The organism is Gemmatimonadaceae bacterium, from assembly GCA_020846935.1.
GTDB lineage: Bacteria > Gemmatimonadota > Gemmatimonadetes > Gemmatimonadales > Gemmatimonadaceae > RBC101.
This window is the reverse complement of the sequence record JADLCY010000001.1, coordinates 554,864-580,726: the sequence shown is the minus strand read 5'-3', so window position 1 is coordinate 580,726 and position 25,863 is coordinate 554,864. Positions and strand designations below refer to the sequence as shown.

The following is a 25,863-nucleotide window of genomic DNA, read 5'->3' as shown; positions in this document are numbered from 1 at the left end:
ACGGCCGGCAAGGCCGTGGCCGCCGCACTCTTGCGTCGCCGTTACTGCGCCATGGGCGCGGCTCAGAGATCACCCACTGAAAAGCACGAACGGCCGGAACGTGAGTCCCGGCCGTTCGGTCGTGCCGTGTTCTGCCTAGAAGTTCGGGTTCGTTTCGATCTCGGAGAGCGGCGTGGCGTAGCACAGATCGCGCCCGGCCATGGACTCGATCGCGCTCAGGGTGCCCGGGCGATTGAGGGCCGACCACCGCCTGAAGTCGCCAAGGCGACGCGCCTCCATCCACAGTTCGATTCCGCGCTCGCGCTTGAGGGCGATCCACGCGTCTTCGGCTGTGGTTGCCGTGATGGTTGGTACACCCACGTTGGTGCGTCGCGCATTGATGAGCGCCATCGCACCGGTGATGTCATTGGCGATGAGCTTGACCTCGGCTTCGATCAGTCGCATTTCCCAGCCGCTGACCAGGTTGATCGGGGACGTCTGTGCCGGGAACTTGGTCTGGAAGTACCACCGCACGCGGCCCAGGTTGCCCACGGCGGCGTCGCCCACGAGCTGCGTGGCGCTCGAGTCGAACGGAACGCGAGGATCGCGCGTGGTCTTGCGATACGTCTCCATCCAGGTGTTCCACACCGTGTGCGCCCGATACGGTTGGTTCGCCGTTGACCAGTAGATGCGGTTGTACTGGTCGAGGTCCGTGGTGTAGTAGGGCATGCGGTACACGAAGGCGTTGTTCGAGACCACCGCAGCGTCGGCCGCGGCGCCCGTCGTGTTGTTGCGGAGCAGTCGGACCGACGCGCGGCCGGCCGTGGCCGCAGTCACCAGGTTGGCGTTGTTGGCCGCGCCGGCCACGGCGATCGCATCGGTAAACGCGGCCTCGGCGCGGGCGAGGTACACGGTGCTTGCCTCCTTGGGGCCGCCGTTGATCACGCCGTCGCAGAAGTTCTCACCGAGAAGTCGGTTGCTGAAGCCGGTCCAGATGAGGGCCTGCGCGACGTTGACGTTGTTGGCCGCGCTCGTGCCAAGGATGCGCCGAGCCTCCGAAACGGCGTTTTCAGCCGTCCAGCGGGCGCGTTGTGAGAAGTTCCACCAGGTATCTCCATCGTCGGCGGCGAGCTTCCCTGCCTGCTTACGCACCGAAATACCGAACGCGTCGGTGGATCCGGCGGGATGGATCTCGCGCGCCACAGCCGCGGTTGTGTACGAGACCCAGTTCAGCGCTTCGGCCAGGTCACGTCCCGCACCGTTGACGAGCGCCGTGATGGCCGAGGGCGTGCCCAGCTCCGAAGCCTGGATGGGTCCGGGGTTGGTGACTTCGAGCTCGCAGCCGGCGAGGACGGCGAGTGAGAGCGCAGCGCCCGACGCGAGGACGCGCGCGATCGACCGGGGAATGATCGTGGTCATGGGCGGTATCCTCAGAAGGAGATGCGGAGGGACGACAGGAACACGGCGGGCGCGGGGATGTGCTCCGAGATGTAGCGCACCGTCGCATTGAAGCCGTCGTTGCCCGACATCTCGGGGTCGAAGATCGGCATGCCCTTGTTCTGCCTGAAGATATTCTGCGCCGAGAAGACGAGGGAGGAACTGCTGGTGCGCGGGATCAGTCGACCGAGTGGGACGGTGACGGTGATGTCACGCACCTTGAAGAAGTCACCCTTGAAGATGAACATGTCCGACCTGGCGTTGGCCGGGATGCACATCAGCGTCTCCTTGTTGGTCAGCGGCTGATTCGCCGCGCGCTTGGCGTAGGTGTCAAAGCACGTTGGCCACTCCACCGAGCGTGAGATGGCCTGGAAGGAGGCATCTTCGTTGATGTAGTGTCCTCCCTGGTACTCCGCGCGGGCGGCGATGCTGATGTTCTTCCAGGTGCGCACGTTGATCGATCCGCCGATGATGCGCGTCGGCTGGCTCGGCCCGAAGGCGTAGTTGGACGCCGTGTCGGTCGCGGCGACACCGGCACCGGCGGCGAGCACCTTGTCTGGATTGCGGATGACCTTTCCGCGCACCACCGGTGCCGGCTGACCCTCGATCACCCAGCCAAAGTTGCCGACGGAGAAGGACGGCGCGCCGCCGAGGCTGGTGACCTCGGACCGGTTGGTGCTGATGTTGAGTCCCGCGTTGATGCCAAGCATCGGGCGATCCCACAGCGTGGCGTTGATCGACGCCTCGATGCCCGACTTCTCCATTTCGCCCACGTTCTTGAGCGTGTTCTGCAGGAAGCCGTTCGAGGGGATCGAGCGGACGTTGAAGATCGCGTCGGTCGTGACGGCCTTGTAGTACGTGAAGTCGACGTTGAGCCGGCCATCGAGCACCGACTCGTCGAACCCGAGTTCGAGTTCGGTGGTGCGCTCCGGGCCCAGGTCGGGGTTGCCGAAGTTGGCGGGACGCACCGCGACCGCGCCGCCCCAGCCGACCTGGTTGAACGTGCGAACCGAGGCAAAGGCGCCCGGGGCCCGGCCCGCGGCGCCGTAGGCCGCCCGGAGCTTGAGGGTGCCTAACGCGGGCTTCCAGAACCCTTCTTCGGACACCACCCACGACGCTGAGGCCTTGGGGTAGACCTGGAACCCGAAGTCCTTGCCGAAGGCGCTGTTGCCATCGATGCGGGCGCCGACCGTCACGAAGTAGCGGTCGCTGATGCCGAAGAGGGACTGCCCGAACGCGCCACCGGTGATGACGCGCTGGCGGTTTTCGTCGGCGTTCTTGAGTCCGCCGCTCGCCACGGTGGGCGGCGATGGCGTGGCAAAGTTCTCGGAGAAGGGGACCGCGTCACTGACGATCGAGTTGACGTACTGCGTGCCGGCCGACGCCGTGACCTTGACCTTCGACGTGAGGTTGAAGTCGTAGCTGTTCACCCAATCGGTGCTCAGCGTGGTGTTGTTCCAGCGCTGGTCCTGGATCACGCCCAGCGGAACGCCCGGAAAACCGAACGGCCTCAGATTCCGGTTATCGAGCGCGGCGCGGTCGAATCCAACCGTGAAGCGACTCGAGAAGTTGGTGAACGGCGTCGCCGTCATCGTCGTCCCGAGAATCAGGCGATCGATGTTGCTCCGGAGGTCCTGCTCCAGCACGCGACGGATCGTGTCCGGGTTGGCATTGCCGAAGTAGTTGCGGTTCTGCCGGAACGCGTTGAGCGTGACGCCCTGCGCGTTGTTGCCGGCCGGCGTCTGCTGCACGAGGCTGTTGGTGTACGAGCTGTTCCAGCTCATCGACACCTTGCGGAACGGCAGGAGGTCGACGTTGGTGCGGATCTGGTACTTGCGGTCGCGGTCGTGCGGCAGCACGCCTTCGGTGTTGTCGGCTCCGCCGGAGACGAGATACCGGAGGTTGTCGCCTGGGCCGCCCGAGACCTGCGCGTTCATGCCGAAACGCTTGCCCTTGCGCAGGAACGGATCCATGAAGAGCAGCGGCACCGAGTCCGTGCCGAACTTCTGCAGCTCGCTGTAGCCGGTGTTGAACTGCGTCTGCCACTTGGCTGCCCCCTGCGTGCCGCGCTTGGTGAAGATCTGGATCACGCCGGCGGCGGCGTCGGTACCGAAGAGCGTGGCGGCCGCGGCCCCCTTCACGACCTCGATGCGTTCGATATCGTCCGGGTTGATGTCGTTGATCGGGCTGCCGTAGGCGTTGGCGCCGCGCTGCGTGGTGCCGGTGAAGATGCCGTTGCGCGGATATTCGTCGCTCCGGGTCCGCACGCCGTCGACGTAGATCAGCGGCTGGTTGGACAGCGCGACGCTCGTCGTTCCGCGAAGCCTGATCGAGGAGCCTGCGCCCGAGTTACCCGTGCCGCCGGAGATGCTCACTCCGGCCAGTCGGCCCGTGAGGAGCTGTGAGACGCTGCTCGGAACCTCGGGAGCGTCGGTCACCTTCACCTGACCGATGGAATTCCCTACCTCGCGCTTGCGTGCCGAGCCGGCGGTGCCGGTCACCACCACCTCGTCGAGCGAGACGGGGGCCGTGTTGAGCACGAAGTCCACCGTGACCGAGGCGCCCGCGGCGACCGTGACACTCTTCTCGGTCGGCTGGTAGCCCAGTGCGCGGACACGCACGACGTGTGTGCCCGCGGGAACCCCCGAGAACGTGTAGCGGCCGTCGGTGCCGGACGCCGAGCCGAGCCGCGTGCCGACGATGAAGACCTGGGCCGCGGCCACGGGAGCGCTCGCCGTGCTGCTCGTGACCGAGCCGCGGACCGTGGCGGTACCCTGGGCCTGGAGTGGTGGGGATGCTCCGGCCATCGCGAGGACGGCGAAGCTGCTCAGAAGCAGACGATGCGTTGGCGACATCACGTTCTCCGGTGAGGAAGGGAGGGTCGCGGACCGGTAGGGGATAGCCCGGCCAACAAAGCACCAGACCGGCCGCATCGTCAAGCGCCGAGGGGCGGACGGTTCGCCCTGCTCACCGGCCATATACCGCGAGGTCGACTCGCCCCCTGCGCGCGTATCCACGCGACCGCTCTCGCCGCGTGCAAGCGCCCTCGTTCAGCGCGCGACGCCCGTGACCCAGGCCTTCCGCACCAACCGGCCACGCAGCGCCCAGCGTGGCCACGCGGTCGCCTCGCCGACCGCGCACGTTCTCCGCTCAGCGCGGGACGCCCGTGATCCAGGCCTTCCGGATCAACCGGCCACACAGCGCCGACGTGGCTCCCTCCGCGAGATCGTCATCTTCATCTGTGCCGCCAGGCAGGATCTGACGGCGCGCCACGATGCCGTACCTTGGAGTACCAAAGCCAGCGTCGCGCGTCCGAGCATCAGCGGTCCGCCGGGTGCCCCGAATGCTCCGGTTCCGCGCGCACGAACTGCAAGGCGCCCGACGGGCACCGGCGCACCTGGGCCTCGATCGCCTCCGCCGAGGCTGCGCTCACGTCGATCCAGCGCTTCCGCTTCACGTCGAACACCGCCGGCAGGCCGCGCACACAGCGTCCCGAGTGCGTGCAGATGTTCGGGTCGAACGTGACCGCGAAGCCTTGTGCTTCGTAGGTCTGCAGGCGGCGTGTCATCGATGCCCTCCGTCTCGCGGAACGTCATGGTCGCCTCGGCTCCGGTTGATCAAGGCGACCCGCACGCATCTCCCCCTGACTACCGTGCCACCTCGCGGTGCCAGGTTTCGTTCAGCGCCAGAAAGGCGCCCGGGCCGAACCCGCCGCCCGTTGGGAACCACGCTCCGGGTGCGGCCTTTCCATTCACCGTGACCTCGGCGCCCCGAGCGATCACCATCACGAAGGTCTGGACGATGTCGGTCGTGCCGGGCGGGCGAAAGCCGGACACGTAAGTCGGCGTGGCCAGATCCTTCCAACGGATCATCACCGCGTGCTCGGCCGATGTGCAGGTCTCGGTGCGCTCCGCGGCAGAGGCGTGCTGCACGATCGTGCCTCGGTGGACCGCGTAGGGCGGGTTACTCAGATAGCCACCGATCGGACCCATGAGGTCGTTCACGATGTACGCGGTCAGCGCCTCGTTGTCGGTAATGGCCACGCGCATGTTCATGCCCGGCGTGTCGCGCACTGTAATGAAGCAGACAGAGCCCGGCCCCACCGGGCTCCATGACACGCGCCAGAAGTTGATGTCGGTCAGAGCCTTGCCGTTGGCCTTGTCGAGCAGGCGAAGCGCCGGGTTCTCCGTGACGACCATGACCGTGGAGTTGGACGCGAGCGGTCGCTGCTGCGGCGTGGCCTGTGCGCCGACGTTTCCGGCAACCAACAACAGCCATGAAGCCGTGGCTCGGGCGATCGAGTGCCTGTCTGTTCTGACGATCATGTGATTGAGGGGCATGGCGGGGACGTCCAGGAATCAGCGTAAGCTGTCGCCGAATGTGAGATCGACGCGAGTCCGTGGACGACGATCAGGGACGCTCAGCGCTGCCCAGGGCAAACGTGCCCAGCACGTGCCACGCGGAGTTTCCGGTTTGCTCGACCAGGGAAGCGTGCGCAAACGTGATGGCGAGTTGCGGCGGGAGAGCACGCGCAGTTGCCATGTCATTCCCCATCGCCTTTGGATTGCGGGGGTGCGCAAGCGTGATGTGCGCGGAGGATCGTCGAATGGCCCGTGACCCAAGGACATGCTCCCTGAGGGCCTGAAACCCGGGCTCGCCATCGATGCACGGCAGGAGGATTCCATGTTCGCTGACGGGCTCGGCCTGGCCGAAGCGCAGCGTGAGCGCGCGGACGGGGCTGCCCGCAAGTCGCGCCGCGATGGCGTCGCGCGTCAGGTGGGCGATTTCGTCCTCGCGGCACAGCGTCACGTGCGCGCGAATGAGCCCGAGTTGCACCGGGTCGAGCACTCGGCGCACCCTGTCGAGGGTGCTTGCTGTCGGCTCCGGGACGAACAGGGTCAATTGCGTACGTGTGTTCAGGTCGGCCTCCATGTTCAGAAGGGCAGCACACGGCTATCACCGTGCCGCGGTTCGGTCACCTCGTCAGGTAGTCTCGGAATCGGGCGCTGTGCGTCGAGAGGGCGAGGAGACGTGGGGCGCCTCCGCTCGCACACAACGTCGTTTGGCGCCTGCCGAAGACATCAGCATCCCTCAACCGTGAGGGAGGGCCATCCTCCGTTCAGGCACGTACTCAGGTCGCGACATTCTGCAGGTACCCGGTGGCTGCCGCCTGTCGAGCGCAGCCGCGTGCGCTGCTCTGATCGTCGGTCATCGATCGATCACACCGTTCAAGCAGAGGCACATGATCATCGTAGCTGAAGCTCTGGCGCGGGATGCGCAGTGCCGGTGATGTACTTCTGTGTTGACCGCAGCCCGTCCTTGAGGCCGCGATAGTGGACCCGCGCCAGCGCCGCATCATAAGGCAGCCACTCGTACGCCGCGTGCTCCTCCGGGTTGAGCGTGATCGGATCCAACGCCGGGCCGACGTCGACGGCGAACACACTGATCACCTGAATCTCGTCGAACCGCCGGTTGTAGATCGTGTACGTATGCTCCGCAGCCCATACACCGCGTGCCCGCAGCGAGTACGGCGCGAGTTCCCGATCCACGGCCGAGAGGACGGGCTCGTCCGCATTGAACACCCCGCTCGGGATCTGCCAGAAGCGCCCTCCATTGAAATACCGCTCAGCCTTCAGCGGGGAGGTATGCAGGACGAGGAACTCGACGCTGCCGCTCATGGTGCGTCGAAATGCCCAGAGATCGAATACGCCGGGATTGATCCGCATTATTCACCTGAGTCAGGTTTGATGTCGCGGGTTGCGCGACGATCGACGATTGCTGTCCACCATTGCGGGGTAAGGCACCACTTCGCCCGCCGACCGATGACACGCGTCCACCGGGCTTCCGATTCTGAACGGCGAACCATGAGGGAGAGTGCGCATGGCAAAGTACGTGATCAGCCTGGACGTTGCGTTGACCCTTGCCGCCCAGGGCGCCGCGGTACCGGCCAGACACAGTTTGCTGGCCCCTACGCTCCTGAGATCACAGGTCCTCGCGCATCTCTATGGAGAGGTACGACGTGGGAGCCTGACGCGAAAGGAAGCAGACCGGCGGCTCGACTACCTGCGCGCTCTTCGCATCCGCCTGCTTGGTGACCGCGTGCTGCAACGCGTGGCTTGGGATATCGCGGACGGCCTGGGTTGGTCAGATACGCTCGCCGCCGAGTACATCGCGTTGACCAGGTTACAGGCGGACGCCCTGGTGACGAAGGACGCTTCGCTGGCGCGTGCCGCGCGCAAGGTGGTTGCCGTGGCACCCATGAAGGACCTGCTGTCGTAGGGCACTGCCCGACGCCGACCTCGGCTCCCGGGGCGAGCCCTATCGTCCCTCGGGCGGCTGCCAGAGTTCGACCTTGTTGCCATCGGGGTCGATCACCCAGCCAAACCGGCCGAACTCGGAGGTCTCCGTCTTGTCGATGACGTTGCAGCCTTCAGCGCGCAGCAACTTCAGCAGCGCATCCAGGTCGGTCACGCGGAAGTTGAGCATGAAGCTGGCCGAGCTCGGCGCCATGTAGGTCGTGTCCTGCGCGAACGGGCTCCAGATGGTGGTGCCGGGTGCGCTATCCGGACCGCCCCACTGGAAGATCACGCCGCCCCAGTCAGTCACGTCGAGGCCGAGGTGGTCGCGGTACCAGGCGCCAAGCGCTTTGGGGTCGGGGGACTTGAAGAAGATGCCGCCAATGCCGGTGACGCGTTTCATGTCAACCTCCGGAACTGAGGGTGTTCCCGCGGATTCAGCGCGCGGCCCCAAAATGCTAACACCCCGGACTCCAGTACGCCGGCAGCCGCAGCCCGCGACGGTCCGTGTACCCACTCGCCAATCCGCACGAGCTCACGCTCGATCCACACGTCATCGTCCACGGGGTGTACGGAATCGGCAAGATGGTCACCGCGCGTTGATCCCGCCCTTGTTCAGGCGAACGGTTCACGTCCCTCAATGAAACAGCAGATGCAACCCACCGTCTTCGTCCGTGCGGACGGTCGGCGTGATCCCGAACGCCTCGCCCACCAACTCGGCGCGCAGCACGTCCCGTGGGGTGCCGGCTGCGAGCACGCGACCGTGCGACAGCAGCACGATGTGATCGGCAAACCTGGCCGCAAGGTTCAGGTCGTGCACCACGCCCACCACGACCAGGTCACCGCCCGCGAGCAGCGTGCGCACGCGTCGCAGAAAGTCGAACTGGTACCGGATGTCGAGAAACGTGAGCGGTTCGTCGAGCAGCAGCCAGCGGTGCGCGCCGTCTCTGGCGTACCAGATCTGCGCCATCACGCGTGCAAACTGCACGCGCTGCCGCTCTCCGCCGCTCAGGGTCAGATAATTGCGGTCCGCCCAGTCCAGGACATCGAAGTAGCGCATCGCATCTTCGCACGCGCGCTCATCCACCGCGCCCGGCGCGCCGGTGAAGTGCGGGTACCGCCCCATGAGCACCACCTCCCACACGCGAAGGGGAAAGGCAAGCTCAACGTTCTGCGACAGCACCGCACGCACACGCGCCAGGTCACGCTCGGCCCACTGCGACAGCGGGCGGTCCGCGTAGCGCACCTCGCCACGCTGCGGCGCGAGCTGCCCGCTCAGCACCTTCACCAGCGTCGACTTGCCCGCGCCGTTGGGGCCGAGTACGAGGCTGAGCTTCCCCGGCTCGAATGTGACGCCAACGTCGGAAAGCAGGCGCGCGCCGTCGATCGTGAACGACAGGTCGGTGGCCTTCAGCACGATGCACGCATCACACGTAGTAGCACCGCTGGCGCAGCAGCACGAGGAACACGGGCACTCCGACCACCGAGGTCACGATGCCGATCGGGAGTTCAGCCGGCGACAGCAGCAGACGCGCGGCGAGATCGGCGAGTCCGAGCAGGATCCCGCCCATGAGCGAGCCGCCGAGCACCAGGAACCGGTTGTCGGCGCCTCTCAGCAGACGCAGCAGGTGCGGCACCACCAGCCCGACAAACGCGATCACGCCGGTGAACGCGGTCGCCACGGCCACCATGACCACGTTCACCAGCAGCACGATCGCCTTGAGGCGTCGCACGTTCACGCCCAGGTATTCGGCTTCCTCCTCACCCAGCATGAGCGCGTTGAGCGGCTGTGCGTAGCGCAACGACGCCACGATGCACAACACCGTCGAGGCGCCGACGACGAATACCGCGTTCCAGCTGGCGCCGGACAACGTACCGAGCTGCCAGAAGGTGATTGAACGCGCCTGTGGATCGCGCGCGATGTAGGAGAGGAAGCCGACGCCGCTCAGGAACAAGGCGTTGATCGCGATGCCGGTGAGCAGGAGCGACACCACCGAAGTACGGCCCACCACGTGCGCACCGGAAAGCCGGAAGACGAGCCAGGTGGCCAGCATGCCGCCGGCGCACGCCGCAAGCGGCAGCGTCCACGCGCCCAGATGAACCTTGAGCGCGGCGCCGAGCACAAAGTAGAGCGCCGCACCGAACGCAGCGCCTGACGAGGTGCCCACGAGCCCCGGCTCGACGATCGGGTTGCGGAACAACGCCTGCATGAGCGCCCCGCCCACCGCGAGGCTCGCGCCCACGAGCACGGTCAGGATCGCGCGCGGCAGGCGGATCTCCAGGAAGATCCGCTCGTCCAGCGACAGTGTGCCGGCGCCGCCCAGCGCCTTGCGGAGCGCGGTGCCCATGTCGTGCAGCGAGATCGAGACCGCGCCCCAGCGAATGGAGGCGAGCGTGACCAACAGCAGGAGAACGCCGAGCACCGGAAGCACGCCGCGATATTGGCGCCCGAGTGTGCTCACTCGGGTGTGCCGGGCTGGTGAAGCAGCGTGCGGATCAGGTCAACGTTCTTTCCGGTGCGTGGACCGTAGTAGATGATGTCGTGCTCCTCGATCCTGAAGATCCGGCCGTCACGCGCGGCCTTCGTTGCGGCAACGCCTGGCAGCGCCAGGATGTCTCTGCGGCCCGAGAGGCGATCGTAGCCGAAGTCGGTCATCAGGATGACGTCGGGGTTCGCCTTTGCCAGTACCTCCGGCGACGACATCCGCGTGAAGCCCGCCGTGTCGATGGCCATGCGACCGCCGGCCCACCGCACCATCTGGCCGGCGGTGCCCTGTGAGATCAGGAAGTAGAGGTTCATCGCCTGGCCGTAGTGGATGATCGCCACGCTCGGCGTATCGGTCGGCGCCTTCGCCGGGTCGAGCACCCGCGCCATGTCGGACTCGAGACCGGCAACGAGTGAATCGGCCCTGGCCTCCTTGTGAAACTCCTTGCCCATGTCGCGAATGAGTGTCTTCGCACCGTCCAGATCACCCGGCACGTCCCAGTACTTCATCGGGATCTTCAGGGCGTTGAGCTGGTCCACCACGTGTTCCGGTCCGATGTTCGACGGCCCGCCGGACAGAATCAGCGTCGGTTTGGCGGCCAGCATGCCCTCCACGCTCAGCGCGCGGTGATACCCAACCGTCGGCAGCTTCTTCGCCTCGGGCGGGTACGTGCTCGATACGTCGACCGCCACGAGGTCGTCGGTCGCACTGAGTGCATAGAGGATCTCGGTGTACTGCTTGGACACGGAGACGATGCGTTGCGCGTGATCGCCCCTGGTGTCGTCGCTGGCGAACCGTCCGCACGCGCTCAGGGAGAGCGCGGCCACAATCATCGAAAGAAGGCGGGTGCGGGTCATGGGCGCACGCTCAGCCGGAGTCCCATGAACGTCTTCGCCGAATACGGACCTGGCAGATAGATGGCCGGGGGCGCGGGGCGCGAGTAGTTCCCGTTGAGGAAGACCATCGTGTAGTACAACTCGCCGGTCAGGTTCTGCACGCCGAGGTAGGCGTCGATCCCGACGCGAGGCGTAACGTCTCGGCGGAGACCGGCCCTGGCGTTGACCACGGTGTATCCCGGCGTCCAGTGGACGTTGTCGTAGGTGAGAGGCATGTCTCCGCGGTGTTCGGCCGTCGTGGTCAGATATCCGCCGCCGGCGAGCATCGCGTCGGCGCCCAGGGTCCACACCGTCTTTGGCACACCCACGACCTGCTTGCCGTCATAGGAGACCGTGCCGGCATTGTTGTTGTTGTTGCTCTGGAAGTGCGTGTACTCGAAGTCCGAAGAGGCCCACGAGAACCACGGACGGAACTGACGCAACACCCCCGTCGTGCGCGAAAGCACGGCGTAGGACGCCGCCAGCTCCAGGCCAGTGTTGCGCTGGTCGCCGGCGTTGACCGTGTACGCGTACAACTGCGTGCCCTGGTCGTTGAAGACCGACTGGCTGGTGAGCTTGTCGGTGATGCCCAGCCTGAAGAGCGCGAGCTGGTACGACAGCCGGTCACCCAGCAGGCTGCCCTTGGTGCCAAGCTCGAGCTGCGTCGCGCGCTCGGGCTTGAGCCCCGTGTTCGGTTCGCCGGTGAACGCGATCACGGCATCGCTGGCGGTCGACGGTGTGAAGCCTTTGCTCCAGCTCACGTACACGGACTGCCTTTCGCCAAACATGCGGTGCAGAGCGAGACGCGGCATCATGACCGGGTCGTAGGTCTGGCGCCCGCTCACGTCACGATGGGTGGGGTTGGCGCTGTTCGTGAGGCGATCGTTGAGCGCGTACTCGACGAAGTTGAGGCTCGCGCCGCCGGTCACGGTAAACGCGGCGGGCAGCGACACCTGCCACTGGCTGAAGAGACTGTATTGTTGCGAATGGGTCTCGAGATCCGTCGTGATGCCGCCGAGCACCTTGTTGCTGTAGGGATAGCCCTTCGCGAACTGGTCCGTCTTCTGGTACTCGACGCCCGTCACGCCAACGACGGGGTGGAGCCCGTTCACGAAGCGCGTGTTGAGTACGGCGCGCGCTCCAAAGGTCTGGTTGGAGCGAGGATTAAGGCCAACAGCAAACACGTCCTCGCGATTGACGCCGGAGAAGTACGCGGTGACGACAGGCTCCAGCCGATCCGACACGCGGTAGGCGTGCGTCACGCCCGCGCGAACCGACTCCATGTCCACGTGGCCGTCGTTGTTGAGGTACGGCGCCTCACCCACGTTCTGTCGATTGAAGAACGCCGCGCTGTCCATCTGGCCCGCGCGCTGGTCATACGAGTGCGCATAGGTGAGAAACACCGACACGTCGCGGCGCTCCGAAGGGCGGAAGTCGCCGAGGAACGTCAGGTGATCCTTCTTTGACCGGCTCTGGATCCGGTAGCTGTCGTAGGTTTGATGGCCATAGTTCATCAGGTACGTCGACGTGCTGGTCACGTTGCCGAGTCGCGTGTCGGACCGAAGCAGGCCATCGGCGCCGGCCATCGTTTCCTGCTCGATGGTCGTGCCCGGACGCTCCGGGCGCAGCGTGTACAGGTTCACCACGCCCGCGATCCCCGCGCCGTACAGGCTCGACGCCGGCCCGCGAATCACATCCACCTTTCCGAGCGTCGCAAAGTCCACGTCGTCCAGCATCGTGACGCCCTCGGCGTCAGTCACCGGGATGCCGTTGAGGTAGGCCTTGTAGCCCGTGCCGTCAAAGTTCGTGCGGTTCCCGTAGCCGCGAATCGTGATGCGCTGGCCGCCAGACATGGTCCGCCGCTCCATGCGGACGCCGGGCACGGTGTTCAGGACGTCGTCGAGAAAGAGGCCCATGCCGCGGGTGAGCTCCGGGCGCGACAGGCTCGTGACCGAGATCGGTTGACGAACGCTGGGCGCGTCCCGAGTGGCGGTGATGCTCACGGCGTTCAGGTTCTGCGTACCAGGCGTGAGGCCGACTAGGAGCTGGCTACCACAGCCCGCGACCTTGGTGGTGTACCGGTCGTAGCCCAGGAGCCTGAAGTCGACGGTCATGTCTGGCACGCAGGGCAGGGAGAACGCCCCATCGCGACCTGAAGTCGTTGAAGCACCAGCACTTGTGGTAATCTGGGCGGTACCGAGCGGTGCCTTGGTGTATGTGTCGAAGACCTTGCCGGGCAGGGATCCCTGCGCGGCCAGCGTGGTCGCGAGGAGGGCCACGAGTCCAAGGGACGCGGCGAATCGGATGTACACGGGACGGGCTCCATGGGTGAACGCGCCGCGATATTAACGAATTGTTCATTACTTCGCATCAGGGACTTCAGGAAATCCCGGACGGGCGTGTGGTGGCCCTCTCGACCCCGCTCCCCGCCATGATTGCTAGCGTTCGGAACCATCCGCCGCGCAAGTTCTTCCCTGATGCGACTTCGTCGTCTCGCCGCCATCGCGATTGCCCTCTGCACCGTTGCTGGTGTGGCGAGCGAGGCGCATGCGTCGTGCAGCACGCCTGGTTCGGCCATGGCGTCGATGCCGGGGATGTCACACGACCAGGGGACGGACGCGACGCCCGCCCCGCAGCCCGCAAACGGCAGGCACGGCGCCGATCACTGCCAGCACCCCGCTGACAACTCGCGCGGCAACGGAAGCGGCGGTTGCCAGCTCATGGCACACTGCACGACGGTCGCCACCAGCGTTGTCGCCCACTCCGACGCGGTCGCGCCGCTGCGACATCCGGTACCTGCCGGACCGCTGACACGGCCGCTCGAATCCACACACTCGCCGGACCCGCACCCTCCGAGAGCCTGACCTCCGAGGTTCGGCCGCGCCTTGCGCGCGACCGGAAACCTCGACGCGAGATCCAGACGGCCCCGCACGTGCGCGCCGTTCCTGTTTCCCCGGAGGTCCGAGTGTTTGTCGACGTTTCACCGCACGCGCGTGCGCCCCACGCGCGACGTACCTGGCCGATCGCTGCGCTGATCGCAGCCAGCCTGTCATCCCCCGCGCTCCTGCGCGCACAACCACCCGCGCCGGACGTACCACGACAGGCGTTCCCTGCGGTTGATCGAGATTCCCTCTCGCTCGATTCGGTCTACGCACTCGTCGCCGGGAGAAACCAGCGAGTGCTCGCGGCGCGGTCTCTTGCCCGCGCGAGTGCCGCCCGTGTGGCCACCGCGGCGCGACCGGCGGATCCGCAGCTACAGCTCGGGTTCATGAACTACGCCGTGCCGAGCGTCAGGCCGGACCCGGCCCTGGGCATGACGCAGTTGCAGCTCACCTGGATGCTGCCCACGCGTGGCAAACTCGCGGCTGCAACCGCGGCGGCCACGGCACGCTCGGACGCGGCGCGCGCGCGCGCCGATGGCGTCTGGTGGACGATGCGGCTCGAAGCGGCGATGGCGTTCTACGAACGGTTCGAGGCGGCCGGCGCGCTCGCGGTGACACGCGACACTCGGCGATTGCTCGACGACGTGGCCGCAACGGCGAGTGCGATGTACCGGGTGGGCGACGGTCGCCAGACCGACGTGTTGCGAGCCCGGGTCGAGATCGCACGCATGGACGATGAGCTCCTGCGACTCTCAAGCTCCCTCGAAGGCGCCACCGCCCGGCTCGCCGCCACCGCCGACATCGAGATCGCCGCGGTCGCGGGCATGCCGTCGCTGCCGCAGTTCCGGGACTCGCTCCCCGCACTCGAAGCCCTCGTGCAGGCCGCGCTGACCGGTCAGCCCATGCTTGACGCCGGCCAGGCCGACCTGCGTGCTGCCGACGCCGATGCGCGTCTCGCTCGCCGCGAGTTCTGGCCCGACGTGGAGGTCGGCGTGCAGTACGGCCAGCGTCGGATGGATATGGGCATCGATCGCATGGGCAGCGTGATGGTTGGCGCCTCGCTCCCGATCTTTGCGCGCTCGCGCCAGCTGCGGATGCGCGACGAAACGGAGGCGATGCAGGCCATGGCGCGCGCCGAGCTGTCGGCGATGCGCACGGAGACGCGCGGGAAGGTCACGCAGGCGCATACAGCGCTCACGAGCGCGCGGCGGCTCGGAGCGCTCTATCGCACCACGGTCCTCCCGCAGGCCGAAGCCACCGCGACATCAGCGCTGGCCGCATACCGGGCCGGCACCGTCGACTTCATGACGGTGATCGAGAGTCGCATGGCCATCAATCGATATCGGCAGGAACTGGTGGCTCTCGCCGCGTCCGAAGGGCGCGCGTGGGCAGAACTGGAGATGCTCGTGGGGCAGTCGCTGCTCGCCACGGGTCAGGACGTCGCGCCTCGGCGCGACGACTCACGGCATGGAGGCACACGCTGATGCACACCCCACACGAAGAACGATCGCCGCGTACGACTGATGACCTCGGCGATGCCAAACTGAACCAGGCATCTACCGCCAGCGGCGCCCGGTTTGGCGCGCGCGCGGCACTCCTGCTCATGCTGCCGGCCGCTGCCGGCCTCGCTGCGTGGTGGTTCACGCGGGATCACGCGCCGCAGGCCACCGCGGCGTCCGCCGACGCGCACGCGGCCATGGGGCACGGTGCCGCTCCGTCCAGCGACAGCGCGCGCCACGTGTCCCTCACCGCCGACGAGGCGCGTCGCATCGGCGTGACGTTTGCGCCGGTCACGAGGGCAGTCCTGCGCCACGAGGTGCGCACCGTCGGGCAGGTCACGGTCGACGAAACGCGCGTGCAGACGATGACGACCAGGATCGATGGGTTCGTGGAGGAGCTTTTCGTCGACTACACAGGGCGATCGGTCCACCGTGGCGAGCCGCTGCTGCGACTCTATTCACCCATGCTCGTGACGGCGCAGGAAGAGTTGCTGCTTGCCCACAAGCTGTCGGCGGACGTCACGGGCGCTTCGAAGGACGTGACAACCGGCGCGGCCGACCTGGCGGCGTCGGCGCGTCGACGGCTCGAGTACTGGGACGTTCCTGCGGCGGACATCGCGGCCATCGAGCGCAGCGGGCAGGTGCAGCGCGCGATGACCATGCGCGCGACGGCGAGTGGCGTGGTGCTCGAGAAGTCGGTGTTCGCCGGTCAGCGCATCATGGCGGGCGACGCCCTGTTCCGCGTGGCCGATCTGGCCGAGGTGTGGGTGGAGGGCGACGTCTACGAGCAGGATCTTCGAACGATCCGCACCGGACAGGCGGCCACCGCGGAGTTCGAGGCATGGCCTGGCGAAACGTGGCGCGGACGCATCGCGTGGCTTTCCCCGACGCTCTCACCGGAGACGCGAACCGCCCGCGTGCGCGTGGCGTTCGCCAATCCGGGCCTTCGCCTCAAGCCGGGCATGTACGCCACGCTGCACATCGCGGCGCGTGAAGGAGCATCCGTGGTGTCGGTGCCGCGGGGCGCGGTGCTCATCACGGGGGAGCGTCGCCTCGTGTTCGTCAAGCTGGCCGATGGCCGTCTCGAGCCCCGCACGGTGGAGTTGGGGAGCGTGACGGACGATCGCATCGAAGTGCTGCGCGGCGTGGTGCCGGGCGACACGGTCGTGGCGTCCGCGACGTTCCTCGTCGACGCGGAGTCGAGCCTGGGCACCGCGCTGGGCGGGATGGGCGACATGCCGGGCATGGAGATCACGGTGCCGCCAAAGCCAACGCCCACGCCGCCGACGCCCCCGATCACCCCGCGCGGCAAGAGCGATCACGATCACGAACCGGCGAGGTGAGACGATGCTGGCTCGCGTGATCGAATGGGCCGTGGGGCACCGCCTGGCGGTCGCCCTGCTCACGGCCGGACTCGTGGGTGCGGGGATCTTTTCGATTCGCCGCACACCACTCGAGGCACTGCCCGACCTGAGTGACGTGCAGGTCATCGTGCAGGCCGACTACAACGAGCAGGCGCCACGGATCGTGGAGGATCAGGTCACGTATCCCATTGCTGCCGAGATGCTCAAGGTTCCCGGTGCGCGCTCGGTGCGGGGGTACTCGTTCTTCGGTGTCTCGTTCGTCTACGTCATCTTTGACGACGGCACCGACCTGTACTGGGCGCGCACGCGCGTGCTGGAGTATCTCACCGGGATACGAGCGCGACTGCCAGCCACCGTCACTCCGACGCTTGGTCCGGACGCGACCGGCCTCGGTTGGGTCTACCAGTACGCGCTGGAAGACACGACCGGCCGCCTCGACCTGTCGCAACTGCGCGCCGTGCAGGACTGGTACCTGCGCTATGCGCTCACGGCGGTCTCGGGCGTCGCCGAAGTGGCCACGGTAGGCGGGTTCGAGAAGCAGTATCAGGTGGACCTGGACCCGGCGCGACTGCTCGCCTACGGCATCCCGGTCACGCGCGTGATGAGCGCCATCCAGTCCGCCAACAACGACGTGGGTGCGATGGTGATGGAGCTCTCCGAGCGCGAGTACATGGTGCGCGGACTCGGATACCTGCGGAACATCGGTGACATCGAGAACGTGGTGGTCGGCGCTACGTCGAGCGGCACGCCGATCCGGGTGCGCGAGCTTGGGCGTGTCACGATCGGGCCCGCGGTGCGGCGCGGCGTGACCGACCTCGATGGGCGCGGCGATGCGGTGGGTGGGATCGTCGTGATGCGGTACGGCGAAAACGCCCTCGCCACGATCGAACGGGTCAAGGCGCGGCTTGCCGAGGTGCAGGGTGGGCTGCCGCCGGGCGTGGTGGTGCGGCCGGTCTACGATCGCAGCCAGCTCATCCTGGAGTCGATCGACACCGTGCGCGAGACGCTGGTCGAAGAGGCGATCATCGTGGCGCTCGTGTGCATCGTCTTTCTCCTGCACGTGCGATCGGCGCTCGTCGCGATCATCACGCTGCCGATCAGCGTCGTGATCGCCTTCATCGGTCTGAGGGCCTTCGGGATCGGGGCCGACATCATGTCACTCGGCGGCATCGCGATTGCCATCGGAGAAATGATCGACGCGGCGATCGTGATGGTCGAGAACGTGCACAAACACCTCGAACGCCGCGCGCCTCCGGGTCAGCCGCATGTCGATACCGCGTCCCTCAGCACGAAAGAGCGCCTGGCGCTCGTGCTGACCGCCGCGCGCGAAGTAGGGCCGTCGCTCTTCTCGTCGCTGCTCATCATCACGGTCTCGTTCATCCCCGTCTTTGCGCTTGAAGGGCAGGAAGGCAGGCTCTTCAAGCCGCTCGCCCTGACCAAGACGCTGGCGATGGCCGCGGCCAGTCTGCTCAGCATTACGCTCGTGCCCGTGCTCATGGGCCTGTTCATCCGGGGTCGCATCTACCGCGAGGAGCGCAACCCCCTGAGTCGTGTGCTGATCCGATGGTATCGCCCGGTGCTGGCGTGGGTGCTGCGCCATCGGTGGCCCGCGATCGGCGTCGCGGTGGCGGCACTGATCCTCACGTGGATTCCGTTCCAGCGCAGCGGCAGCGAGTTCATGCCACCGCTGGAGGAGGGGACGATCCTCTTCATGCCGACCACGCTGCCCGGAATCTCGGTCGCGCGGGCGCGTGAGCTGCTCCGTCAGCAGGACGCCATTCTCAGGCGCTTTCCCGAGGTGGCCAGCGTGTGGGGCAAGGCGGGACGTGCGAACACGGCCACGGATCCCGCGGGTCTCGATATGGCCGAGACGACCATCACGCTCAAGCCTCGCTCGGAGTGGCGCGAGGGCATGACGTACGACGCGCTGATCGCCGCGATGGACTCGGCGGTGCGGTTGCCGGGGGTGACCAATGCGTGGACGATGCCGATCAAGGGGCGCATCGACATGCTGGCCACGGGGATTCGCACGCCGGTCGGGGTAAAGATCTATGGACCGGACCTCGGCGTCCTCGAGCGACTCGGCCGCGAGATCGAGGGGCACCTCAAGATGGTTCCGGGCACGCGCAGTGTGTTCGCCGAGCGCGCCCAGAGCGGCTACTACCTCGACATCGACATCGATCGAGAGGCCGCCGCCCGGCACGGGCTCAACGTGGGCGACGTGCAGACGGTGATCGCGACCGCCATCGGCGGCATGACGATCACACAAACGGTGGAAGGCCGAGAGCGCTACGGCGTGCGCATTCGCTATCCGCAGGAGTTGCGCGACACGCCGGAGCGACTGGCGTCGGTGCTCGTTCCGGTCAATCACGATGTCACGACAGCGAGCAGCGGGGCGCCGGTCATGCCGGCCACGATGGGCGGTGCGCCCCCGGTTCGGGGCACGGCCCAGGTTCCGCTGGGGCAGGTGGCGCGCATTCGTCCTGTGTCAGGCCCGATGGTGGTGCGCACCGAAGACGCGCGTCCGACGGCGTGGGTGTACGTGGACGTCGGCGAACGCGACGTGGGGGGCTACGTGGACGAGGCGCGCCAGATGATCGCGGGCACGGTGACGCTGCCGCAGGGATATACGCTGGCGTGGAGTGGGCAGTTCGAGGCGATGGAACGCGCCAGGGCCCGCCTGCAGGTCATCGTGCCGGTCACGCTCGCCATCGTGTTCGCTCTGCTCTACTTCACGTTCGGCCGGATGAGCGACACGCTGATCGTCATGCTGTCGGTGCCGTTCACGCTGGTCGGAGGCGTGTGGCTCATGTGGGCGCTCGACTACAACTGGTCCGTGGCGGTGACGATCGGCTTTCTTGCCCTGGCCGGCGTTGCGGTCGAAACGGCGGTGATCATGCTGGTGTACCTCGAGCAGGCGTGGCGGGAGCGCGTGGTGGCCGGCCGAGCGCCCGATCGGGCGCAGGTGCACGAGGCGGCCATGGTCGGGGCGGTGGAGCGGGTGCGACCCAAGATGATGACGGTGGCGTCGACCATGCTCGGCCTGCTGCCAATAGTTTGGGCGAGCGGCGCCGGCGCCGGCGTCATGAAGCGCATCGCGGCGCCGATGATCGGCGGCATGGCATCGAGCACGATTCTGACGCTGCTGGTGATCCCTGCGATCTGGACGCTCGTTCGAGAGCGCGAGGCTGGCCGTGAGGTCGCGCGGTGATGCGGCGAGGTGGTGGGTCTGGCGAGTTAAGCGTGTGGCGTTTGTGCTACAACAAGGGATGCCGAGCGAGGCGCCGTAGGGTTTCAACCCCTCCCGGCACCGAAGCATGCCCGGTATTCTGCCGCCGCGACAGTCCACGGCCGTCTTTCGCGCAATGAGAGACAAGCCGGCGCCCTTGCACGTTACACCTGTACCAATCGACCTTGTCGCGACTACCCCTTCTATCGGAGACCCACATGTTCCGTCCGACCGTGCGTCACTTCGCGTTCGCCGCGCTCGCGCTGGCGATCACCACGACCGCCTCCGCGCAAGCGACCGGCGGGCCCAACTTCAAACCCGGATACATGGACATCGGGCCGACGGTGGGTTTCGGTGGCATTGGTGGCGCCGGCCTCGCGTTCGGCGGCCGCTTCGAGCGGGCGATCAAGGCGCTGCCTGACCTGGGCGACGGCGTGCTCGGCATCGAGGCCAGCATCGATTACTGGAGCTACGAAGATCGTTTTGCGTCGCTCGACTACGACTTCCGCTACATCTCGATCGGCGTGACGGCCAATTACCACTTCCAGGTGAAGAGCAATCCGAAGGTCGATCCGTTCCTCGGCGTGGGTCTCGGCAACAGCAGCGTGAGCACGGACTACACCGGGAGCTACGGCAGCGGCATCTACTTCATTGGGCGTGCGGGCGTGCGGTACTTCCTGCAGCCGCGCCTCGCACTCTACGCCGACGCCGGCGCCGGCGCGTCGACCCTCAACGTCGGTGCGACATTCGGCATCGGGAAGTAGCACCGCAGACGGAGAGGGGGGCTCCCGGGTATCAGGGAGCAGGGGGGCAGGGTCCACGGAACGAGCTCGAGGCGGTCGGCAGAATCGCGCCGGCCGCCTCGCTTTTTTCGCCCCCGTGAATGCGCCACGTTCCTCTTCCTCGGCTCTCGATAGGAAACGCCGCTCTCGATGGTCTGAGCCTGAAGTTCGCGGTCCACGATCCGTGGTTTCGAGCAGGCGGTTCACCGAGCTCCGGGGCCGTGCCCGCTCTGTGCCGCTGCCCGCCCCCGATGACTCCGACGAGGCTCACGGAGCGATCCGGGTTCGCCCGCTCCCCCACACCGTCTAGCTTATCCAGGTGCTGACGGTCGACATCACTGCTGCCGAACCACTCGTGACCGCGCTGGCCGCTGCGCTCGGCGCGGCCGCGGCCGGGCCGCTGCTCATGCGCGCGGTTCCCGTGTACCGCACGCAACTGCTCGGTGCGAGCGGCGCGGTGGCGTCGGGAGTGATGTTTGGCGCTGCGTACCTGATCATGGCGAGCAGCATGCGGTCATGGCCGGGGATCACGCCATTGGCCGCTGTGGTCACGGTACCCGTGATCTTCGCGGCGCACCGCGCCATGCGGCGCAGCAGCCCGTTGGGCGCGGTCTCGCGGCGGATGGCGCTGCTGCACGGTATTCCCGAAGGCATTGCGCTCGGCACGGCGCTCGCCGCGCAGTTCCCGCTCGGGCTGTGGGTCGCGGTCACCATCGCCGCACACAACGTCGCAGAGGGGGCGCTGTTTGCCGCGCGCACGCGCGACACGGGGGTCAGCATGTCGCTCGGACGTGCGATGCTCCTGGCGTTCGTCGACAAGCTGCCGCAGGCCGCTGCGGCCGCCAGCTCGTGGCTCCTCGTCGTGGCCAGCCCGCTCGCGGCGGCACCGCTCTTTGCCAGTGCGTTTGCGGGGCTCGTCTACCTGGTGATCGCTGAGCTGCTGATGGAGGCGTACGCGCGCATCGGCCGCGTCGGCGTTGCGCTGACCGTCATGGCCGCCGGTGCGGTGGTCGCCGCCCTGGGAGGACGCTGAGTGGCGACGATCATCCAGCAGTGGTTTGGCGTCGACTCGATGGACACCTTCCACGGCGCACTCACCGTGTTCCTGGCGGCGCTGTGGACGGCGGTGGCGACGGGGTTTGGCGCGATCCCGTTCGCGTTCGTGCGCAACATGTCGTCGCGCACGATGGGGCTGGCGAACGCGCTCGCGGCCGGCCTCATGCTCGGCGCGAGCTTCGGGCTGGTGGCCGAGGGAGCGCAACACGGAGTCTGGCAAACGGTGACCGGCGCGGCGACCGGGCTCGCGTTCATCCTCATGACGCAGCGCTACCTCGCCGGGCACGAGGTGTCGTTCGGCGACATTCAGGGTGCGGGCGCGCGGAAGATGATCCTCATCGTCGTGGTGATGACGGTCCACTCGTTCGCCGAAGGGGTCGCGGTGGGGGTGTCGTTTGGTGGTGGGGCCTCACTGGCGACGGCGATCACGGTGGCGATCGCGGTGCACAACATCCCGGAAGGGCTCGCGATCTCCGCGGTGCTGCGCCCGCGCGGGGCGAGCCTGTGGTCCTGCGCCTGGTGGAGCGTATTCTCGTCGCTCCCGCAGCCCATCATGGCGGTGCCATCGTGGCTCTTCGTCGAGCACTTTCAGCGCGCGTTACCGTTCGGGCTCGGCTTTGCCGCCGGTGCCATGATCTACGTCGTGCTCGTCGAGCTGCTCCCGGAGGCGTACGAGGCGGAGGCGGAGGGAGCGAACGAGGCGTCAGAGCCCGCGTGGGCGCCGATGAGCAGCATCGCCGCCACGGTGACGCTCAGCCTCGTCGGCATGCTGCTGTTCCAGCGCGCGCTGGCCTAACGCGTCGCCGGGGCGAGGCGCCAGAAGCCGTTGATCATGTCGCTGGCGAAGAGCGACCTGTTGGCGAGGTGCACGCCCCAGACGAACACGGGGATGCCCTGGTCGAGGAGCCCGATGGACTTCGTTCGGCCCATCAGGCCGAGGTTGCACCGGCCATCGGCGGCCTTCTGCGCCGCGGTACAGGTCGCGAGGTCGCCACGGACATCCAGCACTTGCACACCGCCGTTGTAGTACGCCGCGTACAGGAAGCCGTTGGCTTCGTCGAGCGCGAAGTTGTGGGTCCCTGCTCCGGGCACGGTGTAGAACGCGACTTCACGTGGGGCGGCGGGTGACGAGATGTCGACCACGTGGATGTCGCCCGATGAGGCCGTGAAGAGCGACGCCGGACCTTCCTCGCCCACGAACGCGTAGGTCTTGCGGCCGCTCGACGGGTCGTGGAACCACCAGATGTTGTGGACCTTGCCGCCGTTGGTGCGCAACCGACCGAGTTCCACCGGTGCGGCGAGCGTTCCGCTCCGCCCACCGCCGCCGATGTCGTGGATCACCAGGCCGTTGTTCCATTGCGCGGAAAACAGGAGACCGTCGCGCACGAACACGTCGTGGACAAACGACGACGTGATATCAAGCGTGAACACCTCCGTCGGGGCCGCCGGATCGCCGAGGTCGACGATCATGAGGCGCGCCGGGTGATTCGTCCCCGGATTCACCGACAGGAAGGCGGTGAGCCGGCCGTTGATCGTCTGGATTTCGCAGGTGTGGACACCACGCGTGATCTTTGGCGACGTGAACGTCGACACCAGTCGCGGACGCACGGGGTCCGCCAGGTCGTACACGACGATCGACCCCGGAGACTGTTCGGTTGGCGCCACGAGGTAGCGGCCGTCGCTCGACACCTGGACGTCGCCGACCGTGGTCGCATTGGCCACGCGTACCGAATCGAGCAGGACGGGCACGGCGGCGCGCACATCCCACACGTGGATCGTGTTCCCGGCCGCGCTGGCGCCGCTGGAGACACGCGACCCCCAGGTCGCCGTGTAGCCGTAGTTCCCGTGAACCCAAAGCTCCGAGGTATATCGGTTGTCGACCACGCCGCGCCCGGCCACGGTCAGCCGCGTGGGCGTGGGAGGAGGGTTCTGCGCCGGTGGCGCGGTTGGCGAGCCGTCGTCGCGCTGGTCGCCCCCACAGGCCAGGGCCGCAAGCAGGACGACGGACAGCATCGGGTGCACCGAACGCATGGCGAGCATATCAGGCAGGAATCAGGGACGGCGTGACGACGACGCGATGCCATAGCGGCCAACACGGGAGCGCATGCGACCGGCGTGCAACCTGATCCCGGCCGAAAAGCTCCACAGGGCATCCGCGCCAAACCATTCCACCGGATCGAGCGGTGTTGGTCGCCGGGTCGCCCGCGGAACATGATAACCTGCTTCGACAAAAGGACGACCCATCAGGAGCGCTGAACCCCATAGGTCGGTACTCAGCGCCACCGTCACGTTGGTCCACTGCGTGCGACCGAGGATGTTGAAGTCCAGCAGCGGACGTGTTGTCCGGTACGGCGAGCCCGCGCGCTCCTCCTCGGGTCGCGTCGTACGCTCCATGCGCGCCGCCAGCACCAGTCGGCCGGCCCTTCCCTCCGCTTCAGCGAGCAGCGATGAGAATTCGAACACGCGGCGATCGCCGCTGTATTCCCGCGTACGCGCTCCCTCGATCAGGGCATACCGCACGAAGCCTCCGGTGGGCGTGAGGCGCACCGAGGCGGCCGCCTTGCGCTGATCCAGGCCGTCGCCATTGGCAAACTCGGGAGAGTGTACCGAGGCCGCGCTTGCCGACAGCTCCACCGAGCCTCGTGCCAGCCAGGTGGCCCGTACGGCCCACGAGTCGAGGCCGCGATCGCGGTTGGGCCAGTCGCTCGGTGACTCCGGTTCGTCGCCGTTGAACCGGGCCACCTCGACCGACGCCGGACCAGCGGAGGCTGCGGCGGTGAGCATCGCGCGCTCCAGCAGCTGCGCATGATGGTGGTTCACCGGGAACTTCACGAACGGGCGCACCATCGGGTCGTCGGTGCCATAGGGGACGAACCCTTTCCCCGCAAAGAGCGCGACCGTCGCCATGCCTAACGGCTGTTGCACGCCGACCATCACCTCATGCAGCCAGGTGTGCGGGTGCCGGCGGTCGATGTAGCCCTCGCCGTAGATCCCCGGGCCGATCTCGCCACGATCGAGTGTGGCGCCTTCCGCGTTGAGCATCAGCAACGCCTGGAGGCGCCCGCCAGTCGAGCGTGCCCCGGCCATGAGCATCGGCTGTGTGAGGTAGCCCTCGGTGACATTCCGGGCCAGGGCCCCGGGGCGCACGTGCGTGAACACCGCGACGCCCATGGCTCCGATCGTGAACCGCCCGGCGCTGTCGCCCTCGGCGTGCACGTGCTGCGCGCCGAGCGTCGAGCCGGTGAAGAGCGCGAGGAACGCTGACAGCGCGCGCGCGCTGCCCCGATGCATCATTTGGTGGTCGCGGGCGCCGGCGCGACGGCCGAGTCCGCGACCAGGCGCACCGAGCGAATGAAGTCGAGCCTGGGGAAGAAGCGCTCCAGGTACGCGTTCCCCTCGTCCATCAGGCGCATCTGGTCAGGCCCGAAGCCCGCAGGCGGCCCGTCGCCGTAGTTCGCGTACAGCGAGTCGACCACCGGCATGCCGTCGATCACGCGACCGAAGGGCGCAAACCCCATCCCGTCCAGGTTGTGGTTGTCGACCAGGTTGATGAAGACCTGCGTGTTGCGGGTGTTGGGTGCCGAGGCCATCGCAAAGGTGACCATGCCGCGCGTGTTGCTCTGCGTCACGGAGTCGTCGGCGATCGAGAGATCCTTCCACGCCTCGTTCACCTGCGGATCGCCGTGCACGCCAAACTGCACCATGAATCCCGTGACCACGCGGAAGAAGCGGGTGTTGTCGAAGAAGCCGCTCCTGACGAGCTGGTAGAACCGGTCGGCGCCCACAGGGGCCCAGGTGCGATGCACCTCGACCACGAACGGTCCCTTGCTGGTTTCGAACCTCGCCGCAAAGACATTTGGTGCGCGCTCCGCCGTGGCGGGCGGTGCGGGCATCGCGCCGCGGCCACTCGTGTCGGCGGCGTCACAGGCCAGCAGGGTAGTGGTGCAAACCGCGGTAGCGATGAGGGAACGACAGCGC

General features: G+C 67.1%; 21 protein-coding genes. 7 read left to right on the top strand and 14 right to left on the bottom strand.

Going from position 1 to position 25,863, the window contains the following annotated elements:
• Nucleotides 1–135: 135 nt before the first annotated feature.
• From IT361_02425 to IT361_02400, 6 genes are all read right to left on the bottom strand, one after another.
• The gene (locus IT361_02425; GenBank protein MCC6316520.1) at nucleotides 136–1,398 is read right to left on the bottom strand and encodes a RagB/SusD family nutrient uptake outer membrane protein; all 1,263 of its coding nucleotides are present in this window, start codon (nucleotides 1,396–1,398) and stop codon (nucleotides 136–138) included.
• 11 nt (nucleotides 1,399–1,409) lie between these two features.
• Entirely contained in the window at nucleotides 1,410–4,271 is a 2,862-nt protein-coding gene (locus tag IT361_02420; GenBank protein ID MCC6316519.1) for a TonB-dependent receptor, read from the bottom strand.
• Nucleotides 4,272–4,735: 464 nt separating this feature from the next.
• Nucleotides 4,736–4,984 (bottom strand): (4Fe-4S)-binding protein, encoded by a 249-nt coding sequence (locus tag IT361_02415; protein ID MCC6316518.1) that lies wholly within the window; start codon nucleotides 4,982–4,984, stop codon nucleotides 4,736–4,738.
• Nucleotides 4,985–5,063: 79 nt separating this feature from the next.
• Nucleotides 5,064–5,756, bottom strand: a complete 693-nt coding sequence (locus tag IT361_02410; protein MCC6316517.1) for a hypothetical protein — start codon at nucleotides 5,754–5,756, stop codon at nucleotides 5,064–5,066.
• A 70-nt stretch (nucleotides 5,757–5,826) separates the two neighbouring features.
• A complete protein-coding gene (locus IT361_02405) occupies nucleotides 5,827–6,348 on the bottom strand; it encodes a hypothetical protein (GenBank protein ID MCC6316516.1) in 522 nt (173 codons plus the stop codon).
• Between the two features lie 314 nt (nucleotides 6,349–6,662).
• The gene (locus IT361_02400; GenBank protein ID MCC6316515.1) at nucleotides 6,663–7,142 is read right to left on the bottom strand and encodes an NUDIX domain-containing protein; all 480 of its coding nucleotides are present in this window, start codon (nucleotides 7,140–7,142) and stop codon (nucleotides 6,663–6,665) included.
• Between the two features lie 154 nt (nucleotides 7,143–7,296).
• On the opposite strand from IT361_02400, the gene IT361_02395 reads away from it, so the two are divergent.
• Complete coding sequence (locus IT361_02395; protein MCC6316514.1) at nucleotides 7,297–7,695, top strand: hypothetical protein; 399 nt, start codon at nucleotides 7,297–7,299, stop codon at nucleotides 7,693–7,695.
• A 39-nt stretch (nucleotides 7,696–7,734) separates the two neighbouring features.
• On the opposite strand, the gene IT361_02390 is transcribed toward IT361_02395, so the two are convergent.
• From IT361_02390 to IT361_02370, 5 genes are all read right to left on the bottom strand, one after another.
• Nucleotides 7,735–8,115, bottom strand: coding sequence for a VOC family protein (locus tag IT361_02390; protein MCC6316513.1), 381 nt, complete (start codon nucleotides 8,113–8,115; stop codon nucleotides 7,735–7,737).
• 234 nt (nucleotides 8,116–8,349) lie between these two features.
• The gene (locus IT361_02385) at nucleotides 8,350–9,129 is read right to left on the bottom strand and encodes a heme ABC transporter ATP-binding protein (GenBank protein MCC6316512.1); all 780 of its coding nucleotides are present in this window, start codon (nucleotides 9,127–9,129) and stop codon (nucleotides 8,350–8,352) included.
• 10 nt (nucleotides 9,130–9,139) lie between these two features.
• Nucleotides 9,140–10,174, bottom strand: a complete 1,035-nt coding sequence (locus IT361_02380) for an iron ABC transporter permease (protein ID MCC6316511.1) — start codon at nucleotides 10,172–10,174, stop codon at nucleotides 9,140–9,142.
• On the bottom strand, nucleotides 10,171–11,055 hold the full coding sequence (locus IT361_02375) for an ABC transporter substrate-binding protein (protein MCC6316510.1): 885 nt from the start codon (nucleotides 11,053–11,055) through the stop codon (nucleotides 10,171–10,173). The genes IT361_02380 and IT361_02375 overlap by 4 nt, the downstream gene beginning before the upstream one ends.
• A complete protein-coding gene (locus IT361_02370) occupies nucleotides 11,052–13,385 on the bottom strand; it encodes a TonB-dependent receptor (GenBank protein MCC6316509.1) in 2,334 nt (777 codons plus the stop codon). Before IT361_02370 ends, IT361_02375 begins: the two co-directional genes overlap by 4 nt.
• A 653-nt stretch (nucleotides 13,386–14,038) precedes the next feature.
• Between IT361_02370 and IT361_02365 the strand changes: the two genes are divergently transcribed.
• The 6 genes from IT361_02365 (at nucleotide 14,039) to IT361_02340 (ending at nucleotide 22,681) form a co-directional block, all read left to right on the top strand.
• Entirely contained in the window at nucleotides 14,039–15,439 is a 1,401-nt protein-coding gene (locus IT361_02365; GenBank protein MCC6316508.1) for a TolC family protein, read from the top strand.
• Nucleotides 15,439–16,797, top strand: a complete 1,359-nt coding sequence (locus IT361_02360) for an efflux RND transporter periplasmic adaptor subunit (protein MCC6316507.1) — start codon at nucleotides 15,439–15,441, stop codon at nucleotides 16,795–16,797. Before IT361_02365 ends, IT361_02360 begins: the two co-directional genes overlap by 1 nt.
• Before the next feature lie 4 nt (nucleotides 16,798–16,801).
• Nucleotides 16,802–20,029, top strand: coding sequence for an efflux RND transporter permease subunit (locus IT361_02355; protein MCC6316506.1), 3,228 nt, complete (start codon nucleotides 16,802–16,804; stop codon nucleotides 20,027–20,029).
• Nucleotides 20,030–20,265: 236 nt separating this feature from the next.
• The gene (locus IT361_02350; GenBank protein MCC6316505.1) at nucleotides 20,266–20,811 is read left to right on the top strand and encodes an outer membrane beta-barrel protein; all 546 of its coding nucleotides are present in this window, start codon (nucleotides 20,266–20,268) and stop codon (nucleotides 20,809–20,811) included.
• Between the two features lie 337 nt (nucleotides 20,812–21,148).
• Nucleotides 21,149–21,862, top strand: coding sequence for a hypothetical protein (locus IT361_02345; protein ID MCC6316504.1), 714 nt, complete (start codon nucleotides 21,149–21,151; stop codon nucleotides 21,860–21,862).
• A gap of 39 nt (nucleotides 21,863–21,901) precedes the next feature.
• Nucleotides 21,902–22,681: a ZIP family metal transporter gene (locus IT361_02340; protein ID MCC6316503.1), complete on the top strand. Its 780-nt coding sequence runs from the start codon at nucleotides 21,902–21,904 to the stop codon at nucleotides 22,679–22,681.
• Here the strand turns inward: IT361_02340 and IT361_02335 are convergent.
• Genes IT361_02335 through IT361_02325 form a run of 3 tightly spaced genes read right to left on the bottom strand, consistent with a single transcriptional unit; the run spans nucleotide 22,678 to nucleotide 25,778 of the window.
• Entirely contained in the window at nucleotides 22,678–23,925 is a 1,248-nt protein-coding gene (locus IT361_02335; protein MCC6316502.1) for a hypothetical protein, read from the bottom strand. The genes IT361_02340 and IT361_02335 overlap by 4 nt on opposite strands.
• A gap of 12 nt (nucleotides 23,926–23,937) precedes the next feature.
• A complete protein-coding gene (locus IT361_02330) occupies nucleotides 23,938–25,179 on the bottom strand; it encodes a hypothetical protein (GenBank protein ID MCC6316501.1) in 1,242 nt (413 codons plus the stop codon).
• Nucleotides 25,176–25,778 carry a peptidylprolyl isomerase gene (locus tag IT361_02325; GenBank protein MCC6316500.1) on the bottom strand — a complete coding sequence of 201 codons (603 nt, stop codon included), beginning with the start codon at nucleotides 25,776–25,778 and terminating at the stop codon, nucleotides 25,176–25,178. The genes IT361_02330 and IT361_02325 overlap by 4 nt, the downstream gene beginning before the upstream one ends.
• Nucleotides 25,779–25,863: the final 85 nt, after the last annotated feature.